Here is a 25,614-nt window from a genome sequence, read left to right as displayed (position 1 = left end):
AAACTTTTTCAATGTAGATTCCGCAATCCAATCTCTAAGAATTCATTTCTTTTGCTTGAGAAGCAAGAAGAGACATTGTGAATTATTGTATAATTTTTATAAGAACTTTATTATAGCTTTAGTAAAATCAAGGCATACTATTTATGGAGGTGAATGGTATGCCTTTTCCTTTTGCGCGCATTTATCATTTATTCCTTTTGCTTTCAGCTATAGGAATTATTTTATTGGCTCGATTATTTTACTTGCAAATTTTCATTAGTGATGATTTAGCAGCTTTGGGGTTATTGGGACGGGTGCAAGAAGTAAAAATGGTATCATTACGAGGTGATATTTTAGCTCGTAATGGAGAGAAACTAACCAATTCTATAGAGCAATATAATCTTACGATATTTCCTGGAAAATATTATCAAAAGGAAGGGCAAGTTGAAGAACTATCTAAAATATTAAGCAGAGACAGTGAAGAATTAAAAAGAGAAATTAAATCCATTGTAAAACCAAAGGTAATTGCAGAAAACTTATCTGAAGATATAATAAAAAAAATTAATCAATTAGGTTTAGATGGATTTATAATTAGTAAAGCTAAAGTTCGATATGGAGAAAACATTGCAAATCATATAGTTGGATATATTAATAAAAGTGATAATAAAGGCGTAAGTGGAATTGAATATTTATATGATGACATTTTAAAAGTTGCAGATGAAGAGTACGTAGCGGCCTTAATAGATGCAAGAAGTGAACTTATCCCTGGATTAAGCTATAAAAAATTGCATTTGCCGGAGCCATATGGGAATAATGATGTTAGATTGACGATTGATTATGGGATACAAAAAAAGGTAGAAGAGATATTAGATGAAAATAAAGTGCATAAAGCCGCAGTTGTAGTTATGAATCCTAAAACAGGTGAAATTTTATCCATGGTATCTAGACCCAATTTTATGCCTGGAAAAATTGAAGATTACTTCTCTGCGGAAGATTCCCCATTATTAAATCGTGCAGTTAGTAGTTATCAGCCGGGGTCTGTATTTAAATTAGTTGTAGCTGCAGCCGCATTGGAAAAAGATATTGTAAAACCTAAGGAAGTTTTTAATGATGATGGCTTTATTGACGTAGATGGAATTATTTTTCGTGGTTGGGATGAAAAAAGTGGAAAAAGAAAGCTTACATTTGAAGAGGCTATTGCATACTCGAGTAATCCAGTACTTATTCAAGTTGGGCTGAAGCTAGGATTTGAAAATTTAAAATTATTTGCACAGAAGTTTGGTTTCGGAAATCGGACGGATTTAAATTTCCCTAATGAGACTTTAGGAAATTTACCTACAAATGATCAATATCATCGAGGTGAACTTGCTAATTTTTCAATAGGACAAGGAAAGTGTGAAGTCACACCGTTACAGATGGCGTGTTTTACATCAGCAATAGCAAATGATGGAAGTATGCCTTCGCCTAAATTGGTGATCGAGATAAATAATCGTCATGGTGATTCTATAAAGATGATTAAAACAAAAGAAAGTAAAAAAATATTTTCGTCTAAAACTGCAAAAATATTAAAAGATATGATGCTTGGTGTTACGAGTTATGGTACTGGGCAAGCTGCATATGTTAAAGAAGGTGGATCGGCGGGAAAAACAGGATCTGCTGAAACTGGCAAGGTAAATGAAAAAGGGCAAAGTATCAATCATGCTTGGTTTGTTGGGTTTGCACCATTTGATGAACCTGAGTATACAGTCGTTGTTTTTGTCGAAGATGGAATGTCTGGTGGAAACATAGCAGCGCCACTTTTTCGTCAAATTATAGAGTCTATAGAAAAAGGCTGAGGTTACATAAAATAATGTAATCTCAGCCTTTGATTTATTTCCGTAATGTAGTTATAATAGATTGGAATTCTTGGTCATTTATTGGATGAAAAGCAGTTATTTCATCGACCATAATAAAGAGTTCCGGAAGGGTTAATATGTCATTTGTGTTTGTTTTAAATATTACGTCATGAGCAATTAAAATATTTGATAAACCTTGTTGATCTTGCGTTAATTTTTGCTTGCAAAGGATTATTCCTGAAGCTGTAAAAATCAGGTGCTTTTTTTCACCGGAGCTGGCGGCAGAAATTAATCCTTTGATTGCTTCTTCCTTACAAGCTAGTTTTTCAAATACATTTAATAAAGATGATTCCGCCATACTATATTCCTCCTTAGGTTATATTTAATATTTATTGTAGTCATTTTATAATAAAAATCAAGGTTTGAAAGTGGCAGAGCATGAGAAATAAGCACCCTTTATACAAATAACAATGTATAAAATGGTGCTTATTTCTTATAGAAAGCTTAAAGTTTTATACTGAATGACTGGTTATTTTGCATTATGAGTTTCAACATTCATAGCACCATTTTGATTCATAATCTGAATGGCTTGTTGAACTTTGTTTGCATCTGTTTTAATAACTGCTAATGTTTTGCCATAAGCAACTTCATTATTGTACTCTTCACTCTTATCACTAGGAATGCCCCAATCAATTAATCCGCCTGTGATTCCGCCACCAACAGCACCTGCGATTGTTGCAGCGATTGGACCCGCGGCTATGATTGGCCCAATGCCTGGAATTGTTAAGGCACCAGCGCTCAATAATAATCCGCCAATACCTCCAATAGCACCGCCTGCCATAGTTCCATCAGCAATAGAGTCATCACTGCCCATATTGTTTACAACATTATCATTGGTTTTTTCCTTGGAAATGATGTTGATTTCTTCAATGGTAAAGCCGCTTTGACGTAATTGGGCAGCGGATTCTCTAGCGGCATTTAAGCTAGAGAAAAGCCCAACAACAGCTTGAGGGATTCCGGATTGTTGATTCATCGTGTCTGTAATATTTGCTTGTTGATTATTGCTTGATGCCTGCGTAGTATTTTGTGCTTGATTTTGATTTGCAGTCGAGTTCACCTGATTTGTGTTGCTTTGTGCACTATTATATGATGTAGTAAGAGGAGAAGTTGTCCCTTGATTTTGAGCATTTGTTGAATTATTTTCCACTTTTTTGCCTCCTTTGATAAAAAAACATATGAAACACTTTTTATAGTTTATACAATGTTTGTCCATATATACATCAAATATATTTTGTAATGAATTGCATATACTAAGTATAATATAAATAATAAAAAGGTTTTTTTCGGTAAGTGTCAAATAAATAATGATTATATGATTAAAATAGGGATGGTGCTGAAATGAAGAAAGCCGAAACAATGATGGATGAAGTTATAGAATTAATTCGAAATGAAGAAAAAGTTAAAACGTTAAAAATTGAAAAAGATTATGAGGTTGAAGGTAGAACGGCATCATATCCCATTGATTTATACTGGGAGTTTGAGGGTGGAAATGGGATTGTATATAAAGTGATTATACAAACTAGGCAGATGGATAAATCCGTAGATAGAAATCGATTATTTCATTTTGCTAATATTTTGCAAGATATTTCTGGTCAAGTTATGGGAGTCATTTTCACGCAGCCTGTTTATGAAAAAATTGTAAAAGATGTTGCTAGAGATGTAGGGATTGTTCTTTATGAGATGACAGGAGTGAATGATAAACCAACATGGCAGCCGTTGATTGGCGAAGTTAAGATTGAATTTGATAAAGAGTGGGCAAAGGCGGAAAAAGAAAAACATGGGTTAGGGGATCAAATGATTTCTTATCATGGTGAACCCAAGGAATCCTTTTTATATAATGAATCCGGACTATGCGTTGACTCTATAGAAGGAATTTTTAATGATTATATAAAAAAGCAAGAGGCGAAAAATGATTTTTCCGAGGTGGCAGTCGAGCATAAATTTACAGAAAATATATATTTACAAACGGGACATCCCTTAATTCCAAAAGTTAAGGTCAATGCCGTTTCATTTAAACTGACTTTTGAAAATATTGCAAAAGTTGAAACCGGAGAGATTATCCAGAATATTTTCCATGCAGCATTAAAAGCGAGATTGAATTAAAGATTGACATTATTTATCTGATTGAGCTATAATATTAAAATAAAATTATATTGTAAAAGTAATGATGAGGACATGGTATCAATGTAATTGTTTTCAGAGAGAGATGTGAAAGCTGTGAGCATTTTATTCAATTGTTGATATTACTACCTTTGAACTGTAGGCTGAAATAGTAGTAAGCTAAGCCGGGGAATACCCCGTTATCTAAATGAAGGTGGATAGGTACTTTATTATCTATCAATCAGGGTGGAATCGCGAAGTATAATAACCTCGTCCCTTTATGGGGATGAGGTTTTTTTATTTTTAGGAGGTAGTTATTTTGATAAAATTAATGTTAAAAGATGGCGCTGTACGTGAAGTGAAAGAAGGCACAACTTTATTAGAATTTGCGCAAACTTTAAGCCGCAGTTTAGCGAAAAGCGTATTAGTGGCAAAAGTAGATGATGTTGTAGTTGGTTTAGATACAGAGTTAACGAAAGATGCAAAGGTCGAATTGTTAACTTTTGCTGATAGTGAAGGAAAACATGCGCTTAGACATAGTGCTTCACATATTTTGGCTCAAGCTGTACAACGTTTATATAAAAATGTGCAGCTTGCAATTGGTCCAGCAATTGAAAATGGATTTTATTACGATTTTGATGTTGAAAAACCATTTTCGCCAGAAGATTTAGAGAAGATTCAAAAGGAAATGGAAAAAATCATACAAGAAAATTTATCAATCGAGCGCAAGGAATTAAGTCGTAAAGATGCAATTAAAATGTTTGCAGATAAAGGTGAAACATATAAAGTAGAGCTTATTAATGATTTGCCAGAAGATGCTGTAATTTCTACGTATCAACAAGGTGAATTTGTTGATTTATGCGCTGGCCCGCATGTGCTTTCAACAGGAAAAGTGAAAGCTTTTAAATTGCAAAGTATTGCAGGTGCTTACTGGCGTGGCGATGAAAAACGTAAAATGTTACAACGTATTTACGGAACGGCTTTTGAAAAGAAAGCAGAGCTTGATGCATATTTGACCATGCTTGAAGAAGCTGCTAAACGTGATCATCGTAAATTAGGGCGTGAATTAGATCTATTTAGTTTACAAGAAGAAGGACCGGGCTTTCCGTTTTTTCATCCAAATGGAATGATTATTCGCAATGAATTAGAAAATTTCTGGCGCCAATTACATCGTGAGTATGGCTATAAAGAAATTAAAACTCCAATTATTTTAAATCGTAAATTATGGGAACAGTCAGGACATTGGGATCATTATAAAGAAAACATGTATTTTACGCAAATTGATGGTGAAGATTATGCGGTAAAACCAATGAATTGCCCAGGTGGAATTTTGGTATATCGTACACAACATCATAGTTATCGTGATTTGCCACTTCGTACGGCAGAGCTTGGGCTCGTACATCGTCATGAATTGTCTGGGGCATTACATGGATTAATGAGAGTGCGTAATTTTACGCAAGATGATGCACATATATTTATGTTGCCATCGCAAATTAAAGATGAAATTCAAAAAGTAATTGATTTATTTGATAAAGTATATAGTACGTTTGGATTATCTTATCATGCGGAATTAAGTACCCGTCCAGAAAATTCAATGGGTAGTGATGAAGTATGGGAAACTGCTACAAATGCTTTACGTGATGCATTAAATGAACGTGGTATGGAGTATATTGTTAACGAAGGTGATGGTGCATTTTATGGACCTAAAATTGACTTTCATTTAAAAGATTCCATTGGTCGTACATGGCAATGTGGGACGATTCAACTAGACATGCTATTGCCTGAAAAATTTGATTTAACTTACGTAGGTGAGGATGGACAAAAGCATCGTCCAGTTATGATTCACCGTGTTGTATACGGCAGCATTGAACGCTTTATTGGAATTTTAATTGAGCATTATGCTGGTGTGTTCCCAGTATGGATTGCACCTGTGCAAGTAAAAATTCTAACGATTGCTGATAAACATGCAGAGTATGCAGTTGCTTTAGAAAGAGAAATGTTTGCAAAAGGAATTCGAGCTGAGGTTGATGACCGCAATGAGAAAATTGGCTATAAAATTCGTGAAGCACAAATGTCTAAAGCACCTTATATTATTGTTGTTGGTGATAAAGAAATGGAAGAGGGACAAGTTGCGGTTCGCAAACATGGGGAGAAAAATAGCATAGTTCAATCTAAAACAGAATTTATTAATGAAGTAATAGAAAAAATTCAGAAAAAAGCATAAAAGGTATTGACATTATATCATTTAACTGATAATATAGCTAAGTGAGTTAAATACGTGTGAAGTAGAAGCCATCCGCTTCTCACCTTATGGCGCTTAGTCAATAAGGTAAGATGAATTATTAATATTTATTATTGTAATTTACGGGTGGCGTGTGCTGCCCGTTTTTATTTTGTATGTATACACAATTTTTTTAGGAGGTGAATCTCAATTAGTAAAGAGAATCCAAAAATTAATGAAGAGATTCGGGCAAGAGAAGTTCGCGTAACGAGTCCGACTGGTGAACAGCTTGGTATTATGTCTCTTAGAGATGCATTAAGGATTGCAGGTGAACAACAATTAGATTTAGTTGAAGTTGCACCTACAGCAAAACCACCAGTTTGTCGTATTATGGATTTTGGTAAATACAGATACGAGCAACAAAAACGTGACAAAGAGGCGAAGAAGAAACAAAAAGTTGTTACTGTAAAAGAAGTAAAACTTCGTCCGAATATTGAACAGCATGATTTTAGCGTCAAGCTAAAAAATGCACTTCGTTTTATCGAAGATGGTGATAAAGTAAAAGTTACCATTATGTTCCGTGGTAGAGAGCTATCGCATCCGGAACTTGGCAGAGAGATATTACTTAAGATGGCTGCTGAAATGAAAGAATTAGTAACCGTTGAACGTGATCCAAAGCTTGAAGGTAAAAATATGATTATGATTTTAGCACCAAAGGCACATAACTAAAGGAGGAATAGCAATGCCAAAAATTAAAACACGCAGAGCTGCAGCAAAACGTTTCAAAGTAACTGGTTCCGGTGAATTTAAACGTGCAAAGGCTTTTAAAAGTCATATCTTAGAAAAGAAATCCCCGGCTCGTAAACGTAATTTACGGAAAGCAACACTTGTAAGCAAAGCTGATTACGAACGCGTAACTAAAATGCTTCCTTACGCTTAAAATATAGATATTTAGGAGGAACGAAACATGCCAAGAGTTAAAAAAGGCGTGACTGCACATAGACGTCATAAAAAGATTTTAAAACTAGCTAAAGGTTATAGAGGCGCAAAAAGCAAACAGTTTAAAAAAGCAAATGAAACTGTAATGAAAGCGCTTTACTATGCGCGTCGTGACCGTCGTGCGAAAAAAGGTGAATTCCGTCAATTATGGATCGCTCGTATTAATGCGGCAGCTCGTATTAATGGAATTTCCTACAGCAAATTAATCAATGGTTTAACGAAAGCTGGTGTAGCTGTTAACCGTAAGATGCTTGCTGATTTGGCTGTAAATGACAGTGCTGCATTTACTAAATTAGTAGAAGTAGCAAAAGAACAATTGAACTAAATAAGTTAAAGGTTCTGATTTTTATCAGAACCTTTTTTAACAGCGTTGTTTATCTGTATTTTTTAGTTAAATAATGATAATATATTTTATAAACCTAAAATGTATTATCATTATTTAACTAGGAGTAAGTTTTTAAATTAAATAGAACATATTATTTGGTAGTAATAAACTGGTAATATTGATTGTAGACGGAGTGAAAAAATTGAATGCTAAAAAGTTTGCGAATTTTTTAGATATATCTAGTTGGCAATTAACGCCATATCAAATTCTTATTATTGGTTTTACTTTATTGATATTCATAGGAACATTTTTATTGATGTTACCAATATCGCACGCACAAGGAGGGGGGATGTCGTTTATTAATGCATTATTTACGGCTACTTCTGCTGTTTGTGTAACTGGTTTAGTTGTCGTAGATACGGGGACATTCTTTTCTTTATTTGGACAATTAGTTATTGTTGCATTAATTCAAATTGGTGCATTCGGGATTATGACGACAGCAACATTAGCGGCTGTTATTATGCGACGCAAAATACAGCTAAAAGACCGTTTGATTATGCAGGAAGCATTAAATCAATTAACTTTATCAGGAATTGTTCGCCTGACGATTTATATTTGTCAAGCATCATTATTGATTGAGCTTATTGGTGGAACAATTTTAGCTGCTAGATTTTATCAGGATTTTGGAATTGAAGGAATTTATTTTGGATATTGGCATGCTGCTTCTGCATTTTGTAATGCTGGATTTGATGTTTTTGGTGGCAGTGGCAGTAATATTACTCGTTATGTTGATGATGCTGTAGTTACGATGACGCTGAGTTCTTTAATTATTGCTGGTGGGGTAGGTTTTGGAGTTTTAGCTGATATCTGGCAGAATAAGAAATTTAGATTGTTTTCATTGCAGACAAAGGTTGTTTTATATACTACTGCTTTTTTAATTTCATTTGGTACATTTTGGGTTTTGATTTTGGAATATGATAATGATGCCACTTTAGGTGGACTTACTTTTTATGGTAAATTGTTAGCTAGTTACTTCCAAGCTGTAACGGCAAGAACGGCTGGATATGCTACAATTGATACGAGTTTATTGATGGATGGAACATTATTTTCCATTATTATTTTAATGTTTATTGGTGCATCACCAGGCTCGACAGGAAGTGGAATAAAGACAACGACGTTTGCAGTGATTGTATCAGCTGTTTGGGCGCAAATTCGTGGAAAAACGGAAGCTGAATTATTTTATCGGCGTATACCAACAATAACTGTCTATAAATCTTTTACGATTTTTATTATAGCTGCTATTTTAATTGTATTTGTTACATTGATGCTTAGTATTAGTGAATCTTTTCCGTTTATTAATATTTTATTTGAAGTTGTATCTGCATTTTCAACAACGGGATTATCTACAGGGATTACATCCGAATTAACATGGCATGGTAAACTATGGATTATTTTTACAATGTTTATTGGAAGGATTGGTCCAATGACAGTAGCATTTGCGTTGGCTTTAAAATATAAGAAGAGTAAAATACAATATCCTGAAGGAAAAATTACAATTGGATAGGAGTGAATGATAAATGAAAATTAAGAATAATCGAAATAATCGACAATTTGCTATTATTGGTTTAGGACGGTTTGGAAGTAACATGGCAAAGGCATTACATAAAATGGGATATGAGGTTTTGGCTATTGATAAGAACCCACAAAAAGTGCAGGATTTTAGTGATGAAGTAACTCATGTTATCCAAGCCGATTCTACAGATGAAGCTGCTTTAAGAGCGATTGGAATACTTAATTTTGATGTAGTTGTAGTGGCTATTGGTGAAGATGTTCAATCAAATATCATGACAACTTTGCAGCTCAAAGAAATTGGCGCATCCTATATTGTAGCTACTGCTCGTAATAGCTTACATGGGAAATTGCTTGAAAAAATTGGAGCGGATAGGGTTGTTGCTCCCGAACGAGATATGGCACGGCGTGTAGCGTATAACTTAGCATCAACAAGTGTGATGGATTATATTGAGCTTTCACCAAAGTTTAGTATTGTGGAGATTACAGCACCGAAAGCTTTTCAGAATCAAACATTAGCAGAGTCTAATATTCGTGCAAAGTATGGAATAAATGTTGTAGCAATTAAACGGGGCGATGATTTGATTATTTCACCTTTGCCTAATGAAGTGATTATCAATAATGATATAGTTGTTGTTGTTGGTAGCAATGAAAGCATTAACGGCTTGGAGGAACTAGAGTGAGCGAAGTAATTACCAGTTTGCAAAATGCACATATTAAATTAGCTACTAGTTTAAAACAGAAAAAGTATAGAGACATGCATCAAGTTTTTATTGCGGAAGGGACTAGATTAGTTGAAGAGGTACTAAAATCTGATTGGGAAATTAAATTTGCCATTTACTTAGACTCTGTGAAAAACGAGAGAATTTTGCACTTGGTAGATGAATTGAAAACGAGAAATTGTGCCCTATATCGGGTGAATCAAAGTATTTATGATAAAGTTTGTGAAACAAAAGGCTCACAGGGGATTTTATTGGTGGTAAAGAAGTACCAGTATAATTTATCAGATATATTAAAAAAAGCTGAAAACCCGGTTGTCGTAGTTATGGATAGCGTGCAAGACCCTGGAAATGTTGGGACTATTATTCGTACTGCGGATGCTGCAGGGTGTAGCGGAGTAATTTTAACGAAGGGGTCTGCTGATATTTTTAATGGAAAAACAGTGCGGTCGGCAATGGGAGCACTGTTTCATGTACCTATTATTGAAGATGTAGAGACAGAGGATCTATTGCAGTTTGTGAAAAAGAATTCTATTAGAACTTATGCAGCTGCACTTGATAAAACTGCTAAAACTTATTTTTCATGTGATTTTGCTAAACCAACGGCAATGATTTTTGGTAATGAAGGAAATGGCGTAAGTGATACATTGTTAATAGGTGCAAGTGAAAAAGTATTTATCCCAATGCAAGGCGATGCTGAATCGTTAAATGTAGCAACTTCGGCTGCAATTATTATTTATGAAAGTTTAAGGCAAAGAATTTCTAGGAATTGTTGAGATTTTTTGTTGAATGTGTTATAATCCGAAAGATAATATGATTTTAGACGATGAAGGAGAAAGTAAGCTGATTTTGATTTTTCAGGGAGATTATTGCCGTGACTGGAAGCATAATCATATCAATTCGTTGAAAGTTCGCTCTGGAGTTTTTCTGGTGAAATAAACATGTGTTGTTTAAGTAGTTGGAACGTTTGCCGCGTTAAGGTTTTGAGTATCAATTAGGGTGGTACCGCGAAAGTAAACTTTCGCCCCTTTACAGGGGTGGGAGTTTTTTATTTTATAAGCATAAACAAGGCTGTTTCAGTAGGAGTTTTAACTCCCACTGAAATCAGATAAGTAATCCAGGGGGTTACGAGGTCTTTACTTCAGCTTAAAGAAGCGGGAGTATTATAAGCAGAGAACCAAAATCTTTGATTTTGTGTGAATCGCTTATTTCGATAGATGATCCCGTTAGCCATCGGATAAAATATTCAGGAGGTTTTTATGGAACAGCAGTTGAAAAGTTTAAAAGCAGAAGCTATACAAGCATTTTCTGCAGCGGAAAATCTTAATGCTTTAAATGAATTAAGAGTAGAGTACCTTGGGAAAAAAGGAAGTTTAACGACGATCTTACGTGGATTGGGTGCATTAAGCCCTGAAGATCGTCCCAAAGTAGGGCAAATGGTCAATGAAGTTCGTGCTGAGCTAGAAAGTATGTTAAACAATAAAAACAATGAATTAAAAGCGATAGAATTAGCAGCGCGTTTAAAAGCAGAAAAAATTGATGTCACTTTACCGGGGAGAATAAATCAAGTGGGTCATTTACATCCACTTACGTTAACGTTAAATCGTATCAAAAGCATTTTTATGCAAATGGGATTTAGTGTTGCTGAAGGACCAGAAGTAGAACAAGATCATTTTAACTTTGAAGCGTTGAATTTACCGAAAGATCATCCTGCACGTGATATGCAAGATTCGTTTTATATTACAGAGGAAATTTTACTTAGAACCCATACTTCACCTGTTCAAGCGCGAACAATGCAAGCGAATGAACCGAATAGTCCTATTCGTATTATTGCTCCAGGAAAAGTATATCGTCGCGATTATGATGCAACACATTCACCCATGTTTACCCAGGTGGAAGGTTTAGTTGTTGACAAAAATATTAGTTTCTCTGATTTAAAAGGAATGTTAGAAACTTTTATTCATCAGATTTTCAATGAAAATGTCGGTGTTAGATTTAGACCAAGCTTTTTTCCGTTTACGGAACCAAGTGCAGAAGTTGATATTTCTTGCGTAATGTGTCAAGGGAAGGGCTGTCGTGTATGTAAGGGGACAGGATGGTTAGAAATATTAGGGTCTGGAATGGTGCATCCCCGTGTTTTAGAAATGAGTGGATATGATCCTAATGAAGTAAGTGGTTTTGCATTTGGAATGGGTGTTGAACGAATTGCAATGCTTTTATATGGTATTGATGATTTGAGATTATTCTATGATAATGATTTGAGATTTTTACGTCAGTTTTAATTTTTGAGGTAGAGAAAGGGGTTCGCGTATGCAAGTTTCAATAAAGTGGTTAAAAGATTATATAGATTTTAAAGAAACTCCAGAGCAAATTGCTGATAAATTGACAATGGCTGGTGTACCTGTAGAGAATATTAAAGATATGGGTGCTGGATTAGAAAAGGTTATTACAGGTAAAATTGTACAAATTGAAAAACATCCTAATGCGGATAAGTTATCGATTTGTACTTTAGATGTTGGTCAGGCAGAAACGATTATTATTGTAACAGGAGCGACTAATGTTCGTGAAGGACAAATTGTACCAGTTGCAATGATAGGCGCTAAATTACCAAATGGATTGAAAATTTCTAAGGGTAAACTACGCGGGGTTGCATCTTTTGGGATGCTTTGCTCGGCAGCAGAGTTAAATTTGGATTTAGATTCTTTATCTGATGACGCTAAATCTGGAATTTATATTTTACCAGAAGATACATCGGTTGGCATTCAAGTAAAGGATGTTTTGGGATTAAATGATGTTATTTTAGAGTTTGAGCTTACAGCCAATCGTGCAGATTGCTTTAGTGTTCTTGGAATAGTAAGAGAAATTGCAGTGTTAACTGGAAATTCTGTAAAAAAACCAATGTTGCGATTACAAGAAGATGGAGATAAAAAAGCAAATGAATTAATTTCTGTAAAAATTGAAGCAAATAATCTTTGTTCAAGATTTTCAGCGAGGGTATTACAAAATGTAAAGGTTGGGAAATCTCCAGCTTGGATAAAAGAAAGAATTGAAGCTGCAGGAGTACGTTCGATCAATAATGTTGTTGATGTTACAAACTTTGTAATGCTTGAATTTGGGCAACCAATGCATGCATATGATTATGATATGTTAGCTGGACATGTTCTAATCGCTCGTCAGGCAAATCAAGGAGAAAAATTGACAACATTAGATAATGTGAAACGTGAATTAAATCCATCTATGCTAGTTATTGCTGATAGTGTACAGCCAGCAGGTCTAGGCGGTGTTATGGGTGGACTTGCTTCTGAAGTAACGGAGTCAACTAAAACTGTAGTTTTAGAGGCAGCCGCATTTAATGGGGCAAATATTCGCAGAACTGCACGTGCTTGCGGACTTCATTCTGAAGCTTCCGGAAGATTTGAACGCGGTGTTGATGTAAGCAATACAGTAAAGGCATTAGATAGAGCTGCTCAATTATTAGAAGAAATGGGAGCTTGTACTGTTTGTCCGGAAATTGTGGATGCATATCCAGGTTTTGAATTACCAAGTCAAGTAAAGTTTACCTCAACGCAGGTGAATAAACATTTAGGAACAACTATCTCTAGTCAAGTGATGGTTGATATATTAAAACGGTTAGAGTTTGAAATCAGTAGTGTAAAAGGTGAAGAAATTACGGTTACTGTTCCTTCTTGGCGCAATGATGTAAGATGTATGTCAGATATTGCAGAAGAGATTTCGCGTATTTATGGATTTAATCGTATTGCTTCTACATTGCCAGATGGATCAATGATGCAAGGTGGACAAAGTGAAGAACAAAGCTTTGTCGATAGAGTAAAGGATATTTTAGTTGCCGCTGGAATGAATGAAATTATTTCTTTTAGCTTTACTCACCCACAGACCTTTGATAAATTGAATATTCCAGTGGATAGTCAACTTCGTCAGGCCGTAGAAATAATGAATCCAATTACTGATGAATTTCCATTGCTTAGAACTACAGCGGTAAGCAGTGTTTTGGAGACCATTGCACGCAATCTTTCAAGGAAAAATGAAGATTTAAAAATATTTGAAATTGGCTCAGTTTTTACGCCAAAAGCTTTGCCTTTAACAGAACTACCGATAGAAAAATTAATGCTTTGTGGTGCATTAACAGGCAAGCGTACTGATATTGCTTGGAATCAAGGCAAAGATACTGTAGATTTTTATGATGCAAAAGGTGTGATTGAAGCTTTATTCGAACGGTTAGGAATTCAAAAATACACCGTTCAAGCTGGTGAACATTATGCAATGCATCCAGGGAAGACAGCACTGTTTATGAAGGGGAAAGAAATTATTGCATATGTTGGCGAAGTTCATCCGCAAGTACAAGCACAAATGAACATTACAAAGAAAACTTATTTGTTTGAAATGGATATCGAAAAATTAATGAAATACTCTGCTTTAACATGTCGTTATCAGTCATTACCCAAATATCCAGCGATGTCGCGTGACTTAGCTTTAGTTGTTGCCGATGATATAACGGCTAGTGAAGTTGAAAAAGTGATTGTTAAAAATGCTGGGAATTTATTAAATAATATTTGTTTATTTGATGTGTATACGGGTGAGCAAGTTGGTAAAGGACAAAAGAGTTTAGCCTTTTCGTTACAATTCCAATCTGCCGAGAAAACTCTAACTGATGCAGAAATTGATCCATACTTTGAGTCTATTATCAAAGCATTAGAAGAAGCTTTTAATGCTAAACTAAGAAGTTAAGGTATAAGTAAGAGAATGTGAGAGAAATTTTTATTTCCGTATTGCATTCTCTTATTTTTTGCTGGCAGGAATTAAGTTAATACAAGGAGAATTTATTACCTGAATGTAATAAGTAGCGAATTTTAGGTGAAATAGATGAATGAACATAAAGTAAAGGTTAAAATTTTTGGGGAATCCTATGCATTAAAGGGTGATTTAGAGGCTAAGCGAGTACAAAAGTTAGCTGATTTTTTGGATGCGCAGATGCGTTTAATTGCGAAAGCCAATCCACTATTGGCACCAACAAAGATAGCGGTTTTGGCAGCACTCAACATTACGGATGAATACATGAAATTACAAGAAGATTATAAAGATATGCTTGAAATACTAAAAAATGAATAAATGAAAGTATAAAACCCCTTTATTTTTACATACTAGAAATAAAGGGGGAGATTTGTGTGAGCGCGTTTATGGAAATGGTCAATATCTTTTGGCTCATTCTGCTTTTATGCTCAATTGCCTTGATTGTTATACGATTAATGGGGAATCGTACTGTAGGGCAATTGTCGCCATTCGATTTTGTTATAATGGTAGGAATAGGTGATATTATTGTTACGACGGCGATGGATAAAAACCAAGATTTTTTTGCGGGCATTGGTGGATTGCTAGCATTGTTAGCTTTGCAACAAGCATTATCTTATTTATCATTAAGAAGTACTTTTTTTCGGCGTTTGGTCGAAGGGACTCCTGTTTTATTAATTAGGAATGGTAAGATTATTCAAGAAAACTTTAATAAGACGCGTTTTAATTATGATGATTTACGGCAGGAACTACATAAATTAGGAATGGATATGACTGAAGTAAAAGATATTAAATTGGCACGTCTGGAAAGCTGTGGAGTTTTCACAATAATAAAAAATCATGATTTAGAACCAGTATCGAAAAGAGATGTATCCCTTTACATGAAAGATTTGGAGGATAATCCACTAAGTCCCATGGGACAAACGTGGAAACGGTTGCATAGAATGATAGAGGAAATACATGAAATAAAAGAGTTGCTAAAAAAGAGTAAAGAATAAATGTAAGAAAAAGCTGCTGCATATTTGCGGGCAGCTTTAATTTTTCTGATTTAATAGATAATAATTTTATTTGATATGATATAATAATTAAATACAATGGATAAACGAGAGGGATAAATAAATGGTGGAATTGTTGGCTCCTGTTGGGAGTAAAGATGCATTAATTGCTGCTGTGGAAAGTGGTGCAAATGCAGTATATTTAGCAGGAAAAATGTTTGGTGCTAGAGCATATGCTGCTAATTTTACACAAGATGAATTGGTAGAAGCAATTCAATTCGCACATAGACGTGATGTTTTAGTAGATGTTGCAGTAAATACAGTCGTTGATAATAGTGAATTTGAGGAATTGGCGGAGTACTTGAGATTTTTATATCATGCAGGAGCCGATGCAATTATTGTACAAGATTTAGGGGTCGCTAAGCTGGCGCGTGAAATTGTTCCTGACTTACCTTTACATGCGAGCACGCAAATGACTGTACATAATATCGAGGGTGTACGCTTTTTGAAAGAATTGGGATTTACCCGTGTTGTGCTATCGCGTGAATTATCTATCGAAGATATTCAATACATTTGCCAAAATATAGATATTGAAATAGAAGTATTTATTCATGGTGCACTGTGTATTTGTTATTCAGGACAGTGCTTAATGAGTGGAATGATTGGGGGAAGAAGTGGCAATCGTGGTCGGTGTGCACAGCCATGTCGATTGCCCTATACTTTAGTTGATGGAGATGGAAATAATGTATTGGCTGGAGGAGAAGCTGGCGAATATTTATTAAGTCCAAAAGATTTAAATACGATCGACCTTTTACCAGAGCTGATCGAGGCTGGTGTAGATTCGTTAAAAATTGAAGGCCGGATGAAGCGCCCAGAATATGTTGCAGTTGTTGTTGATACGTATCGTCGGGCGGTTGATTCTTATCTTGCGAATAAAAATGATTTTGTTGTTGATTTGGTTGAGAAAAAAGAATTAGCACAAATTTTCAATCGTGATTTTACTGAGGCATATATGAAAAAACGTCCAGGTAAGTTCATGATGAGTGACCGCAGACCGAATAATCGAGGCGTTCTAGCTGGAAGAGTAGAGAAATATGATGCAAAAACCAAGCTGGTTACGATAAAATTAGCAGAGACTTTAAATCAAAATGATATTGTTGAGTTTTGGGTAAAAGTCGGCGGGCGAGTAAGCGCAACTGTAACGACGATGTATGTAGAAGGAAAAGAAGTAACATCAGCTTTACCAAATCAAAAAGCTTCATTTGCGATTTCATCACCAGTTCGTGATCATGATCGGGCATTTAAAGTATTTGATGCACAGTTAATGGAACGTGCGCGTAGTTTTTTTAATCAAGGTGCGCCATTAAGGCGTTATGCAATTGACGTAAAGGTAACAGTAAGTATAGGCTCTCCCTTAAAAATTGAAATCGTAGATGAAGAAGGATTTTTTGGCAATGGTGAGACTGCTTTTGTTGCGGAAAAGGCCCTGAAAAGGCCGTTGACTGAAGAAACGATAAAAAAGCAAATTGATCGAATGGGAACTACAGTATTTGCTTTAAGGAAATTGACCTGTAATATTATTGGTGAAGTTATGGTGCCGATGAGCGAAATTAATGAGGCAAGACGCAAGGCTGTAGAAGAGCTTGAAAAAGCCCGTATGATAAAGTTTGTTCGCCCGGAATCAGTTGTTGAAAATAATAACTTGATAAAAAATATATTACGAAATAAAAAACGAAATCATGCAATAAAACCACAATTGGTTGTCAATGTAGACACCATTGAAAAAGTAAGAGTTGCAATTGAAAATGGAGCCGATATTATTTTATTTGGTGGCGATAATTTTCAACATTTTGCCTTAAAAGATAGTGATTATCACAAGGCTTATCTTTTGGCAAAGGAGTATAATAAAAAAATTGTTTTCAATACACCGCAATTGTTAAAGCAATGGCAGATGAAAGGTTTTATTTCGTTAATTGAAAGTTTTAAAGAAAATCTTCCCGATGCGATAGCCGTAAATAATATTGGAACTTTGCATATGATAAAGAACCATTTCAATGTTCCATTGCAGGCAGATTATCATATGAATGTATATAATAATTTAGCTATAGAGCTTCTAGCTTCTAGGGGAGTGGAAACCGTTACTTTATCTCCGGAACTAAATTTTTCTCAAATTGAGCAAATTGCTGATTTGGCAAAATGTGAATTAGAATGTTTAGTCCATGGAAATTTATCATTAATGGTTTCTGAGTACTGCGCTATGGGCAGCTTTTTAGGGAACTTAGATAAAGGTTCCTGCACCAAACCTTGTTTAAAAGAAAGCTATTTTTTAAGTGATCGAAAAGATGAAAAATTTCCGTTAGTTACAGATCAATATTGTAGAATGCATGTATTAAATGGTAAAGAGTTGAGTATGTTCCCTCATGTTCCGCGTCTTTCCGCTATTGGAATTCATCGGCTTCGAATTGAAGGAAAATATATGACTACAGCTAAGTTGGCTAAAATTACGCGTTTATATCGTGAATTTATTGAATTGGGCGAAGAGCATCCTTTATTTAAAGAGGATAAAATGGACGCTATTGAGAAAAACATTACACGTGGTCATTATTTTAGAGGAGTACTATAAAAGTAAAGGGCTGGGGCTACATAATCCCAGTCCTTTACTTATTTATATGTATTTTGTTATAATGATGCGTGGGTATTAAGAGTTTATTTTTACAATAAATGTGGATGATAGCAGGTGACATGATGGATAGAAATGTTTTAAAGACATTAGAATATAATAAAATTATTGCAATGCTTGCAGAACGAGCAAGTTCATCTTTAGGAAAGGAAAAAGCTGCCGCTTTGCTGCCGAGCAATGAATTTAGTGAAGTAAAAGAATGGATAGCTGAAACTCAAGAGGGGATGCAAGTTTTACAAACGGGTGTAGCATTACCTTTAGGTGGAATTCGTGATATTAGAGCATTGTTGAAAAAGGCTAAGCTGGGAGTTATTCTCGACGCTTGTGATTTATTATCGGTTAGTAGTACTTTGTATGCCATGCGAAAAATGAAACGTTTTTTTAAAGAGTTAGAGCTTGAACTGTTTATATTATCAAATCTTGCAGGCAATATTGAGATAGTAGGGCACTTGGAAAATGATATTAATGTTGCCATTGATGAAAATGGAAGGATTCGTGATGATGCAAGTGTAGAACTGTTACGGATCCGTCGTGAAATTAAACAATTTCAAAGTCGGATAAAAGAGCGTTTAGATGCGGTACTTAGAAATCTTGATTATCAAAAGTACTTTCAAGATAGTATTATTACAATGCGGGGGGATCGCTATGTGGTACCTGTAAAACAAGAATATCGTCAGTTTTTCCCTGGGATTATTCATGATCAGTCTTCGAGTGGAGCGACTTTATTTATTGAACCAATGGAGATCGTTCACTTAAACAATGATCTTAAACAACTGGAAGTTGCAGAAACGCGTGAACTTGAAAGAATTCTTAGAGCAATTACAATGAAAATTGCGAAGAATGCTGAAGCTTTGCAAAAAAATTGTGAAATATTGGGTCAGGTAGATTTTATTTTCGCTAAAGCAAAATTAGCGCAAGCTTTAGATGCTGTGATGCCGATCTTGAATCAAGAGGGCTATGTAGAATTATTAAAAGCACGTCATCCTTTAATTGCAGCTGATAAAGTAGTAGCTATTGATATTCAACTGGGTAAAGAATTTAAGACATTGTTAATTACCGGACCAAATACAGGTGGCAAAACAGTAAGTATAAAGACGATGGGATTATTTTCTTTAATGGCGCAATCGGGGTTATTTATTCCAGCTTTAAGTGGATCGACGTTACCGGTATTTCATAATGTGTTTGCTGATATTGGCGATGAACAAAGTATCGAGCAAAGTTTGAGTACTTTTTCCGCGCATATGACACATTTAGTAAAAATTCTAAATCAAATTGAAGCCGACGATTTGTTGCTTATTGATGAAATTGGAGCTGGTACAGACCCCGAAGAAGGTGCGGCCTTAGCGATGGCAATATTGGAACATTTAATGAAGATCGGAACAAAAGTCATTGCTACCACGCATTATAGTGAATTAAAAACATTTGCGTATTCAAAAGACAACATTGAAAATGCCAGCGTAGAATTTGATATTGCAACATTACGTCCGACGTATCGTTTGCTTATTGGGATTCCGGGAACAAGTAATGCTTTTGCAATTAGTAAGCGACTTGGCTTGGCAGATAGTTTAGTATTAAGAGCAAGACAATTGATTGATGCAGATCATGCACAATTTGAAAAGATATTAAATACATTAGAAACAGAAAAATTATTATATGAACAACGCAATGCCGAAATTGCCGAACGTGAAGCACATGTTGTACAATTAGAAACTAAATTAGAAAAAATGCGGGCGGATTTATCAGCGAAAAAGGAACGAATCCTTACCAAAGCGCAGGAAGATAGTGCGAATTTAATACGTAAAACGAGACGTGAAGCTGAAGAAATTATTCGAGATCTAAAAGAGCAGTTCAACGATCAAGGTGCGAAAAAACGTCAAGAAGTATTTGATAAAAGTAGGCAACGGCTGAAGAATAATACTCAAAATTCTTCAGTGAACCTATCAAATGAATATCCGATACCGGTAAAAATCGAACAATTAAAGGTTGGAGATATGGTATATGTAACAACCCTGGGGCAAAAGGGAACGATTATTTCGCTAGGCAGCCGTGATGTCGGGATCCAATTAGGGATGATGAAGACGATGGTGCCCATTACTTCTTGTCGCGCAGTGCAGCAAGAAAAGCAAAGCAAAAAGAAAAATGAGCAAAATTCTATTAGATTTTTAAAAGTTAATGATGTTGAAAGGCAAATTGATATTCGTGGGATGATGGTAGATGAGGGGGAAGCGGTTCTTAGCAAATATTTGGATGATGCAATTTTAGCCGGTTTAGCTCAAGTGATTGTTATTCATGGTAAGGGAACTGGTGCATTAAGAAAAGGAGTCCGTGCTTATCTAAAAGCGCATAGGAATGTGCGTGATATCAGTATTGCAGATAGCAATGAAGGTGGAGATGGTGCTACTGTTGTACAATTGATGTAACTATACAATAAAAGCTGTATTTGAGAGTATGAAACAACGTTCATATTCTATCAAATACAGCTTTTTTTAAAAATTGGTCTTCCAATTTAAAAAACGGCTTGGAGGCTTTTTTTCATTTCCTTGGAGGACTATATTTTTCGCGGAAGTTTCTGCTTCTGGTGGTGAAGTTGCTTGTAGTTCTTCTTCGTTGAGGGGAGGTGTTTCTGTGACTTCTACAGTTTTGGCAGGTGCTTCTTGCTTATTTTTTATAGGGTCAGTTTTTTCGGTCTGGTTATTGCTTAGATTGTTAATCATACTCATCACAGAAGCGATGCTTGATGGATTGATTTTTGATTTTAATTGTGAATTATTAAGTAACGGTAATAATGACATTAACAAATCAGGGGAACTAAGTAATCCGCTTAAATTTCCTAAGCCGCCTAAGCTGCCTCCCAATCCTCCTAAAGCACTTAGCGCACCGCTCAGACCTGCATTGCTATCGGTTTTATTTCCCCCAAGTAGGTCACCTAGAAGTTTTTGTAATGGATTTACTGTGGATTGTTGATTCATTGATGGCATAGATAGATTCGACTGCTGTGGCGTAGTATGATTTAAAATAGAAAATAAACATAATAAGGACAATATACTGATGATCGTATCATAATTTGAAGTGGAAGACAGGTTTTCAACTAATCTAATGATACTTTGCAATGTTGTTTTATCGGTCGTAGTAGTCATAATATCCTCCCTTAAAATAAACCAGGGATATGAGGAAGATTTAAGTCATTGGTTAGTTTGTTGATAGCAGATTGATTTAAATCACGTGATTTTGTGATTGCCTGATTTAATGTGGCACATAATAAGTCTTGTAATAACAATTTATTTTCAGGGGACAAATAATTCGGATTGATTTCAATACTTACGATATCTTGTTGACCATTAACGACTACGGTCATTACATCTCCACTAGATGAAGAAATTTCTTCGTTCTGCAAATTTTGCTGTGCTTCTTGGACTTTTTTGACTAGATCCATTACATTACCTAAATTATCTAGCATTAAATTCACCTCCTAAATTTATTGTTTACTAAGACACTCTATGCAAATAAATTTTAAATGTGTGTCCCTAGAATAGCAATTTTAAAAATTTTTCATATATTAAATTGAGTAAAGAATGATAAGGAGGTATAAGGATGCGGATAAGACAAAAAAAGAATAACTTAAAAACAGAAAATAATGAAGTTATAAGGCCAGAAGTAATAGAAGTAGAAGAATTAAAAAACGATAGCAATAGTGAATTAAAAAAAAGTAATGGAGCATTTAGATTCGTAAAAAAAATGATTGCAAACCCGAATTTAGGATTTCAAATTATGGTTATCATTCTTACCTTAACATCTGATGATGAAAGACTGGAGAGGCGTATTGATGGAATGAATACTACTGTAGGCAAAATTCGTAGTATAACAGAGATGTTAAATAAAACAATGGGATCGGTAAAAATTGCAGCGGAGACGCCAAAAAAAATTAGACAATTATTTGATGAAGATTTAAAGTAACCTTTTTAGGGTGCTTTCCATATATTAAATTAGAAGGGCTGGCAATGAGAAAGTTGCCCTCAGTTAAAATGTTTAAGGAGGTTGTTATTATGGCAAGATATGGCGGATTTGGTTGTGGTGGAGCAGGCGGCGGTTTTATCTGGATCATCATTATCATTATTTTACTTTTATGCTTCTGTGGTTGTGGAAATGATGAATGCTGTAGCAGTTCTTGCTCCTGCTAATTAATGTATATGCAATAAAATCAAAAAACACGCATAAATTATGCGTGTTTTTTGATTTTATTTTTTATGAACGATTTGGAACTGGTGGTGGAACAGAGGGTTTAGCTGGGGCGGGAATAGCGGGAATATCCTGAGGTGTTGTTGGGTTTGAAGGCTCATTTTCTTTATTAGTTGTTTTTTTATCGGATTTTTGGTCATCATCTTTTTTGGTAGTTTTATCTTTATCTTTTAATTTATCTTTATCTAACTTATCTTTTTCTTCTTCTTCTTTTTTCAGTTTTTCTTTATCTGTATCAAGAACAGAAGGTGTATCGTCAATAACTAAACCGTCAGGTTTTATAAATGATTTAGCTGGTGTACCTGCTAAGGCTTGCTTCATAAAAACTCGCCAAATTGTAGCTGGTGTATCTGCACCAGTAATCCCATCTAAAGTTCCATTACTATCATTACCCATCCATACTGAGGTTACTAGGTCAGGAGTGTAGCCAACAAACCAAGCGTCGACATAATCGCTTGTTGTTCCTGTTTTACCGGCAGCGTCTCTGCCGATATTTGCCCCAGTACCGGTGCCTCTAGTGATTACGCCACGTAACATATCTGTTAGAATATAGGCACTTTTTTCACTAATCACAGTTTTTTCTTGAACTGTATTTTGTTCAAGAATTTTACCGTTTCTATCAACAACTTTAATGATTGCAGTTGGTGTAGCATATACGCCATTGTTTGCGAAAACTCCATAAGCAGCAGCAAGCTCTAGAGGAGTCACTCCGCGTGTTAGGCCACCTAATGCCATAGATAAGTTGCGATCGTTTTGCGGACCATCAAGAACAAGAGTAGAAATACCCATTTCTTGCGCATAGTAAAGCGGTTTATCTGTACCAATTTGTTGCGCTATTTTTACGGTAGGAACATTTAATGAACGTTCGGCAGTAGCTCTTAATGTAACCTTTCCGTTGAACTTACCATTGTAATTTACTGGAGACCAAGTTCCGAATGTAATTGGAGAATCATCGATAACTGTAGAGGGAGATAAATTACTTTCAATAGCAGCTAAAAATACGAAAGGTTTAAATGCAGATCCAGGCTGGCGTATTGCCATTGTAGCACGATTGAATTGATCGTCACCTCTGCCGCCAACCATAGCTTTTATGTAGCCAGTGTGTGGTTCAATAGCAACTAATGCACCTTGTGGTTGAACAATTCCGTTTTCATCAGTTTGATATTTTGGCAATTGTTCAGCAATTGTTCTTTCAGCAATATGCTGCATATCTAAATCAAGTGTAGTATAAATTTTCAAACCATTCTTATAAACGGCATCTGCGCCATATTTTTCTATTAAAGCTTGAGTAACGTAATCAACAAAATATGAAGCGGAAGTAGATTTTTTTTCAGCAGTGTGTTTAGCTAACTTTATTTCAGCTGCTCTTGCTTTACGAGCTGTGGCTTCATCAATATATTCATATTTTACCATTTGATCAAGTACAGTTGATTGTCTTTCAGTAGAAGCTTTGAAATTATTCAGTGGAGAATAATAGTTTGGACTTTTTGGAATACCAGCGAGCATTGCGCATTCGGATAAGCTTAAATCTTCAACATTTTTCCCAAAATATAATTGGGATGCAGCTTGAACCCCATAGGCACCTTGTCCAAAATAAATTTGATTTAAATATAATTCTAAAATTTCTTGTTTTGTATATTGTTTTTCTAATTGCAATGCCAAGAATGCTTCTTGGATTTTTCTTTTTAATGTTTGCTCTTGAGAGAGGTAAGCATTTTTAGCTAATTGTTGTGTAATTGTGCTACCTCCTTCAGATACTCCGCGATTTGTTATATTTGACCAAACTGCGCGTAAGATACCACGAGGGTCAATACCAGAGTGCTGATAAAAACGGGCATCTTCTACAGCAATAAAAGCATCTTTTAAGTTTTTTGGAATTTTATCCAATTTTACAGGAACTCTATTTTCTACTGCATGTATATTGGTAATTAAATTACCATTAATATCATAAATTTGTGAAGACGCTGGAGGCGTTATATCAGCTGCCAAACCAGGCTTAGTATTTAATGTAGCAGTAAGAAATCCAAGTCCGACTCCTGTTATCATTACAGCTAATATAATCACTATAATTAATGCAATTTTTCGATAGGAGCTTTTATTTGACTGTTTAGTTTTTCTTGATTGCTTATTTGTATCTTTATCCATTAGTAACCTCCTTGGAAAATCCATGTATATGATATTGTAACATAAATTTGTATTTGGTAGGTATATTATTTTTTATAAATACATAGCATTAATAAATATTAAATGATTTTTTATGTATAAAATACTAAAACAGTTTTTTGCTAATAGTGAGGTGATATGATGAGATTTATAGTGCAAGAACGAAAGAAAAAAACAAAAAAATTTATTTGGATATGTATAGGAAGTATTCTTATTTTATTTTATTTATTTTGGGTCATGGAAACGCATTTAAAACCTAGTATTTTGGCAATTGCAGAAGCTAGGGCAATAGGAATTGCGACACAATCAATAAATAAAGTTATTGAAGATAAAGTGAAAAATAAGGTAGAGTCAAAAGATTTGCTAGATGTAAAACTTGATAATCAAGGTAAAATCGTATTTATTCAACCCAATACTATGGAATTTAATAGGTTGTCCGCTGAAATTACAATAGATGTTCAAAAAACTTTACAGGACTTATCTAGAGAAAATATAGAAATTCCATTAGGACAAATTACAGGCAGTCAAATTTTAGCTAGTATAGGACCAAATATTAATGTAGCTGTTATTCCGGTAGGGGTAGTTAAGATTAAAACTATTAACAATTTTGAGCAAGCAGGAATTAATCAAACCAAACATATGATAAGTTTAGCGGCAGAAACAGAAGTAAAAATAGTTGTTCCAATGATTAGTAAAAGCTCAGTAGTAAATACACAAGTCCCTATTGCTGAATATGTTATTGTAGGAGATGTTCCAAATACATATGTACATCTTTAAAATAAAAAATTCATAAAAGATATTGACAAAAAAGAGTGAAGCGTGTAATATAATACAAGTCGCTAACGAGCGGCACGGGAAGTAAACTTTATCAATCATCTTAAAAAAAGATGTTGACAAAGCAAATCGCTTCTGATAATATAAATGAGC

At 34.9% G+C, this 25,614-nt stretch carries 23 protein-coding genes and 3 other annotated features; of the genes, 18 read left to right on the top strand and 5 right to left on the bottom strand.

Annotated elements, in window-relative coordinates:
* The first annotated feature begins 158 nt into the window (after window positions 1-158).
* Window positions 159-1,814, top strand: coding sequence for a peptidoglycan D,D-transpeptidase FtsI family protein (locus ACWZFG_RS10585; RefSeq protein ID WP_177505897.1), 1,656 nt, complete (start codon window positions 159-161; stop codon window positions 1,812-1,814).
* Window positions 1,815-1,848: 34 nt separating this feature from the next.
* Here ACWZFG_RS10585 and ACWZFG_RS10580 read toward each other — a convergent pair whose 3' ends face one another.
* Both ACWZFG_RS10580 and ACWZFG_RS10575 read right to left on the bottom strand, forming a co-directional pair.
* Entirely contained in the window at window positions 1,849-2,172 is a 324-nt protein-coding gene (locus ACWZFG_RS10580; protein ID WP_177505898.1) for a hypothetical protein, read from the bottom strand.
* 171 nt (window positions 2,173-2,343) lie between these two features.
* Window positions 2,344-3,021 (bottom strand): hypothetical protein, encoded by a 678-nt coding sequence (locus tag ACWZFG_RS10575; RefSeq protein ID WP_418627403.1) that lies wholly within the window; start codon window positions 3,019-3,021, stop codon window positions 2,344-2,346.
* Between the two features lie 191 nt (window positions 3,022-3,212).
* On the opposite strand from ACWZFG_RS10575, the gene ACWZFG_RS10570 reads away from it, so the two are divergent.
* The 14 genes from ACWZFG_RS10570 to ACWZFG_RS10505 all read left to right on the top strand — a co-directional run bounded on the left by ACWZFG_RS10570 (window position 3,213) and on the right by ACWZFG_RS10505 (window position 20,708).
* Entirely contained in the window at window positions 3,213-3,977 is a 765-nt protein-coding gene (locus ACWZFG_RS10570; RefSeq protein WP_147670618.1) for a hypothetical protein, read from the top strand.
* Between the two features lie 52 nt (window positions 3,978-4,029).
* Window positions 4,030-4,255, top strand: a binding site (T-box leader).
* Between the two features lie 38 nt (window positions 4,256-4,293).
* Window positions 4,294-6,198, top strand: a complete 1,905-nt coding sequence (gene thrS, locus ACWZFG_RS10565) for a threonine--tRNA ligase (RefSeq protein ID WP_147670616.1) — start codon at window positions 4,294-4,296, stop codon at window positions 6,196-6,198.
* Between the two features lie 53 nt (window positions 6,199-6,251).
* Window positions 6,252-6,374 (top strand) — a sequence feature (ribosomal protein L20 leader region).
* A 25-nt stretch (window positions 6,375-6,399) separates the two neighbouring features.
* Window positions 6,400-6,924, top strand: a complete 525-nt coding sequence (gene infC, locus ACWZFG_RS10560) for a translation initiation factor IF-3 (RefSeq protein WP_147670614.1) — start codon at window positions 6,400-6,402, stop codon at window positions 6,922-6,924.
* A 13-nt stretch (window positions 6,925-6,937) separates the two neighbouring features.
* Window positions 6,938-7,135 carry a 50S ribosomal protein L35 gene (gene rpmI, locus ACWZFG_RS10555; protein ID WP_147670612.1) on the top strand — a complete coding sequence of 66 codons (198 nt, stop codon included), beginning with the start codon at window positions 6,938-6,940 and terminating at the stop codon, window positions 7,133-7,135.
* Between the two features lie 27 nt (window positions 7,136-7,162).
* Window positions 7,163-7,519, top strand: a complete 357-nt coding sequence (rplT, locus tag ACWZFG_RS10550) for a 50S ribosomal protein L20 (protein ID WP_177505899.1) — start codon at window positions 7,163-7,165, stop codon at window positions 7,517-7,519.
* A 193-nt stretch (window positions 7,520-7,712) separates the two neighbouring features.
* On the top strand, window positions 7,713-9,083 hold the full coding sequence (locus tag ACWZFG_RS10545) for a TrkH family potassium uptake protein (protein ID WP_418627195.1): 1,371 nt from the start codon (window positions 7,713-7,715) through the stop codon (window positions 9,081-9,083).
* A gap of 13 nt (window positions 9,084-9,096) precedes the next feature.
* Window positions 9,097-9,771, top strand: coding sequence for a potassium channel family protein (locus ACWZFG_RS10540; protein WP_147670608.1), 675 nt, complete (start codon window positions 9,097-9,099; stop codon window positions 9,769-9,771).
* Window positions 9,768-10,583 carry a TrmH family RNA methyltransferase gene (locus ACWZFG_RS10535; protein ID WP_177505900.1) on the top strand — a complete coding sequence of 272 codons (816 nt, stop codon included), beginning with the start codon at window positions 9,768-9,770 and terminating at the stop codon, window positions 10,581-10,583. The genes ACWZFG_RS10540 and ACWZFG_RS10535 overlap by 4 nt, the downstream gene beginning before the upstream one ends.
* A 41-nt stretch (window positions 10,584-10,624) precedes the next feature.
* Window positions 10,625-10,839: a binding site (T-box leader), on the top strand.
* Window positions 10,840-11,066: 227 nt separating this feature from the next.
* On the top strand, window positions 11,067-12,089 hold the full coding sequence (gene pheS, locus ACWZFG_RS10530) for a phenylalanine--tRNA ligase subunit alpha (RefSeq protein ID WP_147670604.1): 1,023 nt from the start codon (window positions 11,067-11,069) through the stop codon (window positions 12,087-12,089).
* 28 nt (window positions 12,090-12,117) lie between these two features.
* Window positions 12,118-14,553, top strand: a complete 2,436-nt coding sequence (pheT, locus tag ACWZFG_RS10525) for a phenylalanine--tRNA ligase subunit beta (protein ID WP_177505901.1) — start codon at window positions 12,118-12,120, stop codon at window positions 14,551-14,553.
* A gap of 135 nt (window positions 14,554-14,688) precedes the next feature.
* Entirely contained in the window at window positions 14,689-14,934 is a 246-nt protein-coding gene (locus tag ACWZFG_RS10520) for a cell division protein ZapA (protein WP_147670601.1), read from the top strand.
* 56 nt (window positions 14,935-14,990) lie between these two features.
* A complete protein-coding gene (locus ACWZFG_RS10515; protein ID WP_418626540.1) occupies window positions 14,991-15,611 on the top strand; it encodes a DUF421 domain-containing protein in 621 nt (206 codons plus the stop codon).
* 121 nt (window positions 15,612-15,732) lie between these two features.
* Window positions 15,733-18,231 carry a DUF3656 domain-containing U32 family peptidase gene (locus ACWZFG_RS10510; protein ID WP_455577615.1) on the top strand — a complete coding sequence of 833 codons (2,499 nt, stop codon included), beginning with the start codon at window positions 15,733-15,735 and terminating at the stop codon, window positions 18,229-18,231.
* A 122-nt stretch (window positions 18,232-18,353) separates the two neighbouring features.
* Entirely contained in the window at window positions 18,354-20,708 is a 2,355-nt protein-coding gene (locus ACWZFG_RS10505; protein WP_177505903.1) for an endonuclease MutS2, read from the top strand.
* A 66-nt stretch (window positions 20,709-20,774) separates the two neighbouring features.
* Here ACWZFG_RS10505 and ACWZFG_RS10500 read toward each other — a convergent pair whose 3' ends face one another.
* Entirely contained in the window at window positions 20,775-21,425 is a 651-nt protein-coding gene (locus ACWZFG_RS10500) for a hypothetical protein (RefSeq protein WP_177505904.1), read from the bottom strand.
* Between the two features lie 11 nt (window positions 21,426-21,436).
* Window positions 21,437-21,745 (bottom strand): YbaB/EbfC family nucleoid-associated protein, encoded by a 309-nt coding sequence (locus ACWZFG_RS10495; RefSeq protein ID WP_147670593.1) that lies wholly within the window; start codon window positions 21,743-21,745, stop codon window positions 21,437-21,439.
* A gap of 134 nt (window positions 21,746-21,879) precedes the next feature.
* Here ACWZFG_RS10495 and ACWZFG_RS10490 point away from each other — a divergent pair, with 134 nt between their 5' ends.
* Together ACWZFG_RS10490 and ACWZFG_RS10485 are read left to right on the top strand one after the other, a co-directional pair.
* On the top strand, window positions 21,880-22,242 hold the full coding sequence (locus tag ACWZFG_RS10490) for a hypothetical protein (protein WP_177505905.1): 363 nt from the start codon (window positions 21,880-21,882) through the stop codon (window positions 22,240-22,242).
* An 89-nt stretch (window positions 22,243-22,331) separates the two neighbouring features.
* Window positions 22,332-22,466 carry a hypothetical protein gene (locus ACWZFG_RS10485; protein ID WP_309320740.1) on the top strand — a complete coding sequence of 45 codons (135 nt, stop codon included), beginning with the start codon at window positions 22,332-22,334 and terminating at the stop codon, window positions 22,464-22,466.
* 64 nt (window positions 22,467-22,530) lie between these two features.
* On the opposite strand, the gene ACWZFG_RS10480 is transcribed toward ACWZFG_RS10485, so the two are convergent.
* Window positions 22,531-24,669: a transglycosylase domain-containing protein gene (locus tag ACWZFG_RS10480; RefSeq protein WP_455577614.1), complete on the bottom strand. Its 2,139-nt coding sequence runs from the start codon at window positions 24,667-24,669 to the stop codon at window positions 22,531-22,533.
* Window positions 24,670-24,828: 159 nt separating this feature from the next.
* On the opposite strand from ACWZFG_RS10480, the gene yunB reads away from it, so the two are divergent.
* Entirely contained in the window at window positions 24,829-25,464 is a 636-nt protein-coding gene (gene yunB / locus ACWZFG_RS10475) for a sporulation protein YunB (RefSeq protein WP_177505907.1), read from the top strand.
* Window positions 25,465-25,614 lie beyond the last annotated feature (150 nt).

The sequence above is a fragment of the Anaerosinus sp. genome, from assembly GCF_965318445.1.
This window is presented reverse-complemented; position numbering and strand designations above follow the sequence as displayed.

What these genes read in the sequence shown, in the direction of transcription:
- ACWZFG_RS10585 (WP_177505897.1), top strand. Translation starts at nt 159, where the DNA reads ATGCCTTTTCCTTTTGCGCGCATTTATCATTTATTCCTTTTGCTTTCA.
- ACWZFG_RS10580 (WP_177505898.1), bottom strand. Translation starts at nt 2,172, where the DNA reads ATGGCGGAATCATCTTTATTAAATGTATTTGAAAAACTAGCTTGTAAG.
- ACWZFG_RS10570 (WP_147670618.1), top strand. Translation starts at nt 3,213, where the DNA reads ATGAAGAAAGCCGAAACAATGATGGATGAAGTTATAGAATTAATTCGA.
- rpmI (WP_147670612.1), top strand. Translation starts at nt 6,938, where the DNA reads ATGCCAAAAATTAAAACACGCAGAGCTGCAGCAAAACGTTTCAAAGTA.
- rplT (WP_177505899.1), top strand. Translation starts at nt 7,163, where the DNA reads ATGCCAAGAGTTAAAAAAGGCGTGACTGCACATAGACGTCATAAAAAG.
- ACWZFG_RS10540 (WP_147670608.1), top strand. Translation starts at nt 9,097, where the DNA reads ATGAAAATTAAGAATAATCGAAATAATCGACAATTTGCTATTATTGGT.
- pheS (WP_147670604.1), top strand. Translation starts at nt 11,067, where the DNA reads ATGGAACAGCAGTTGAAAAGTTTAAAAGCAGAAGCTATACAAGCATTT.
- pheT (WP_177505901.1), top strand. Translation starts at nt 12,118, where the DNA reads ATGCAAGTTTCAATAAAGTGGTTAAAAGATTATATAGATTTTAAAGAA.
- ACWZFG_RS10520 (WP_147670601.1), top strand. Translation starts at nt 14,689, where the DNA reads ATGAATGAACATAAAGTAAAGGTTAAAATTTTTGGGGAATCCTATGCA.
- ACWZFG_RS10510 (WP_455577615.1), top strand. Translation starts at nt 15,733, where the DNA reads ATGGTGGAATTGTTGGCTCCTGTTGGGAGTAAAGATGCATTAATTGCT.
- ACWZFG_RS10505 (WP_177505903.1), top strand. Translation starts at nt 18,354, where the DNA reads ATGGATAGAAATGTTTTAAAGACATTAGAATATAATAAAATTATTGCA.
- ACWZFG_RS10500 (WP_177505904.1), bottom strand. Translation starts at nt 21,425, where the DNA reads ATGACTACTACGACCGATAAAACAACATTGCAAAGTATCATTAGATTA.
- ACWZFG_RS10495 (WP_147670593.1), bottom strand. Translation starts at nt 21,745, where the DNA reads ATGCTAGATAATTTAGGTAATGTAATGGATCTAGTCAAAAAAGTCCAA.
- ACWZFG_RS10490 (WP_177505905.1), top strand. Translation starts at nt 21,880, where the DNA reads ATGCGGATAAGACAAAAAAAGAATAACTTAAAAACAGAAAATAATGAA.
- ACWZFG_RS10485 (WP_309320740.1), top strand. Translation starts at nt 22,332, where the DNA reads ATGGCAAGATATGGCGGATTTGGTTGTGGTGGAGCAGGCGGCGGTTTT.
- ACWZFG_RS10480 (WP_455577614.1), bottom strand. Translation starts at nt 24,669, where the DNA reads ATGGATAAAGATACAAATAAGCAATCAAGAAAAACTAAACAGTCAAAT.
- yunB (WP_177505907.1), top strand. Translation starts at nt 24,829, where the DNA reads ATGAGATTTATAGTGCAAGAACGAAAGAAAAAAACAAAAAAATTTATT.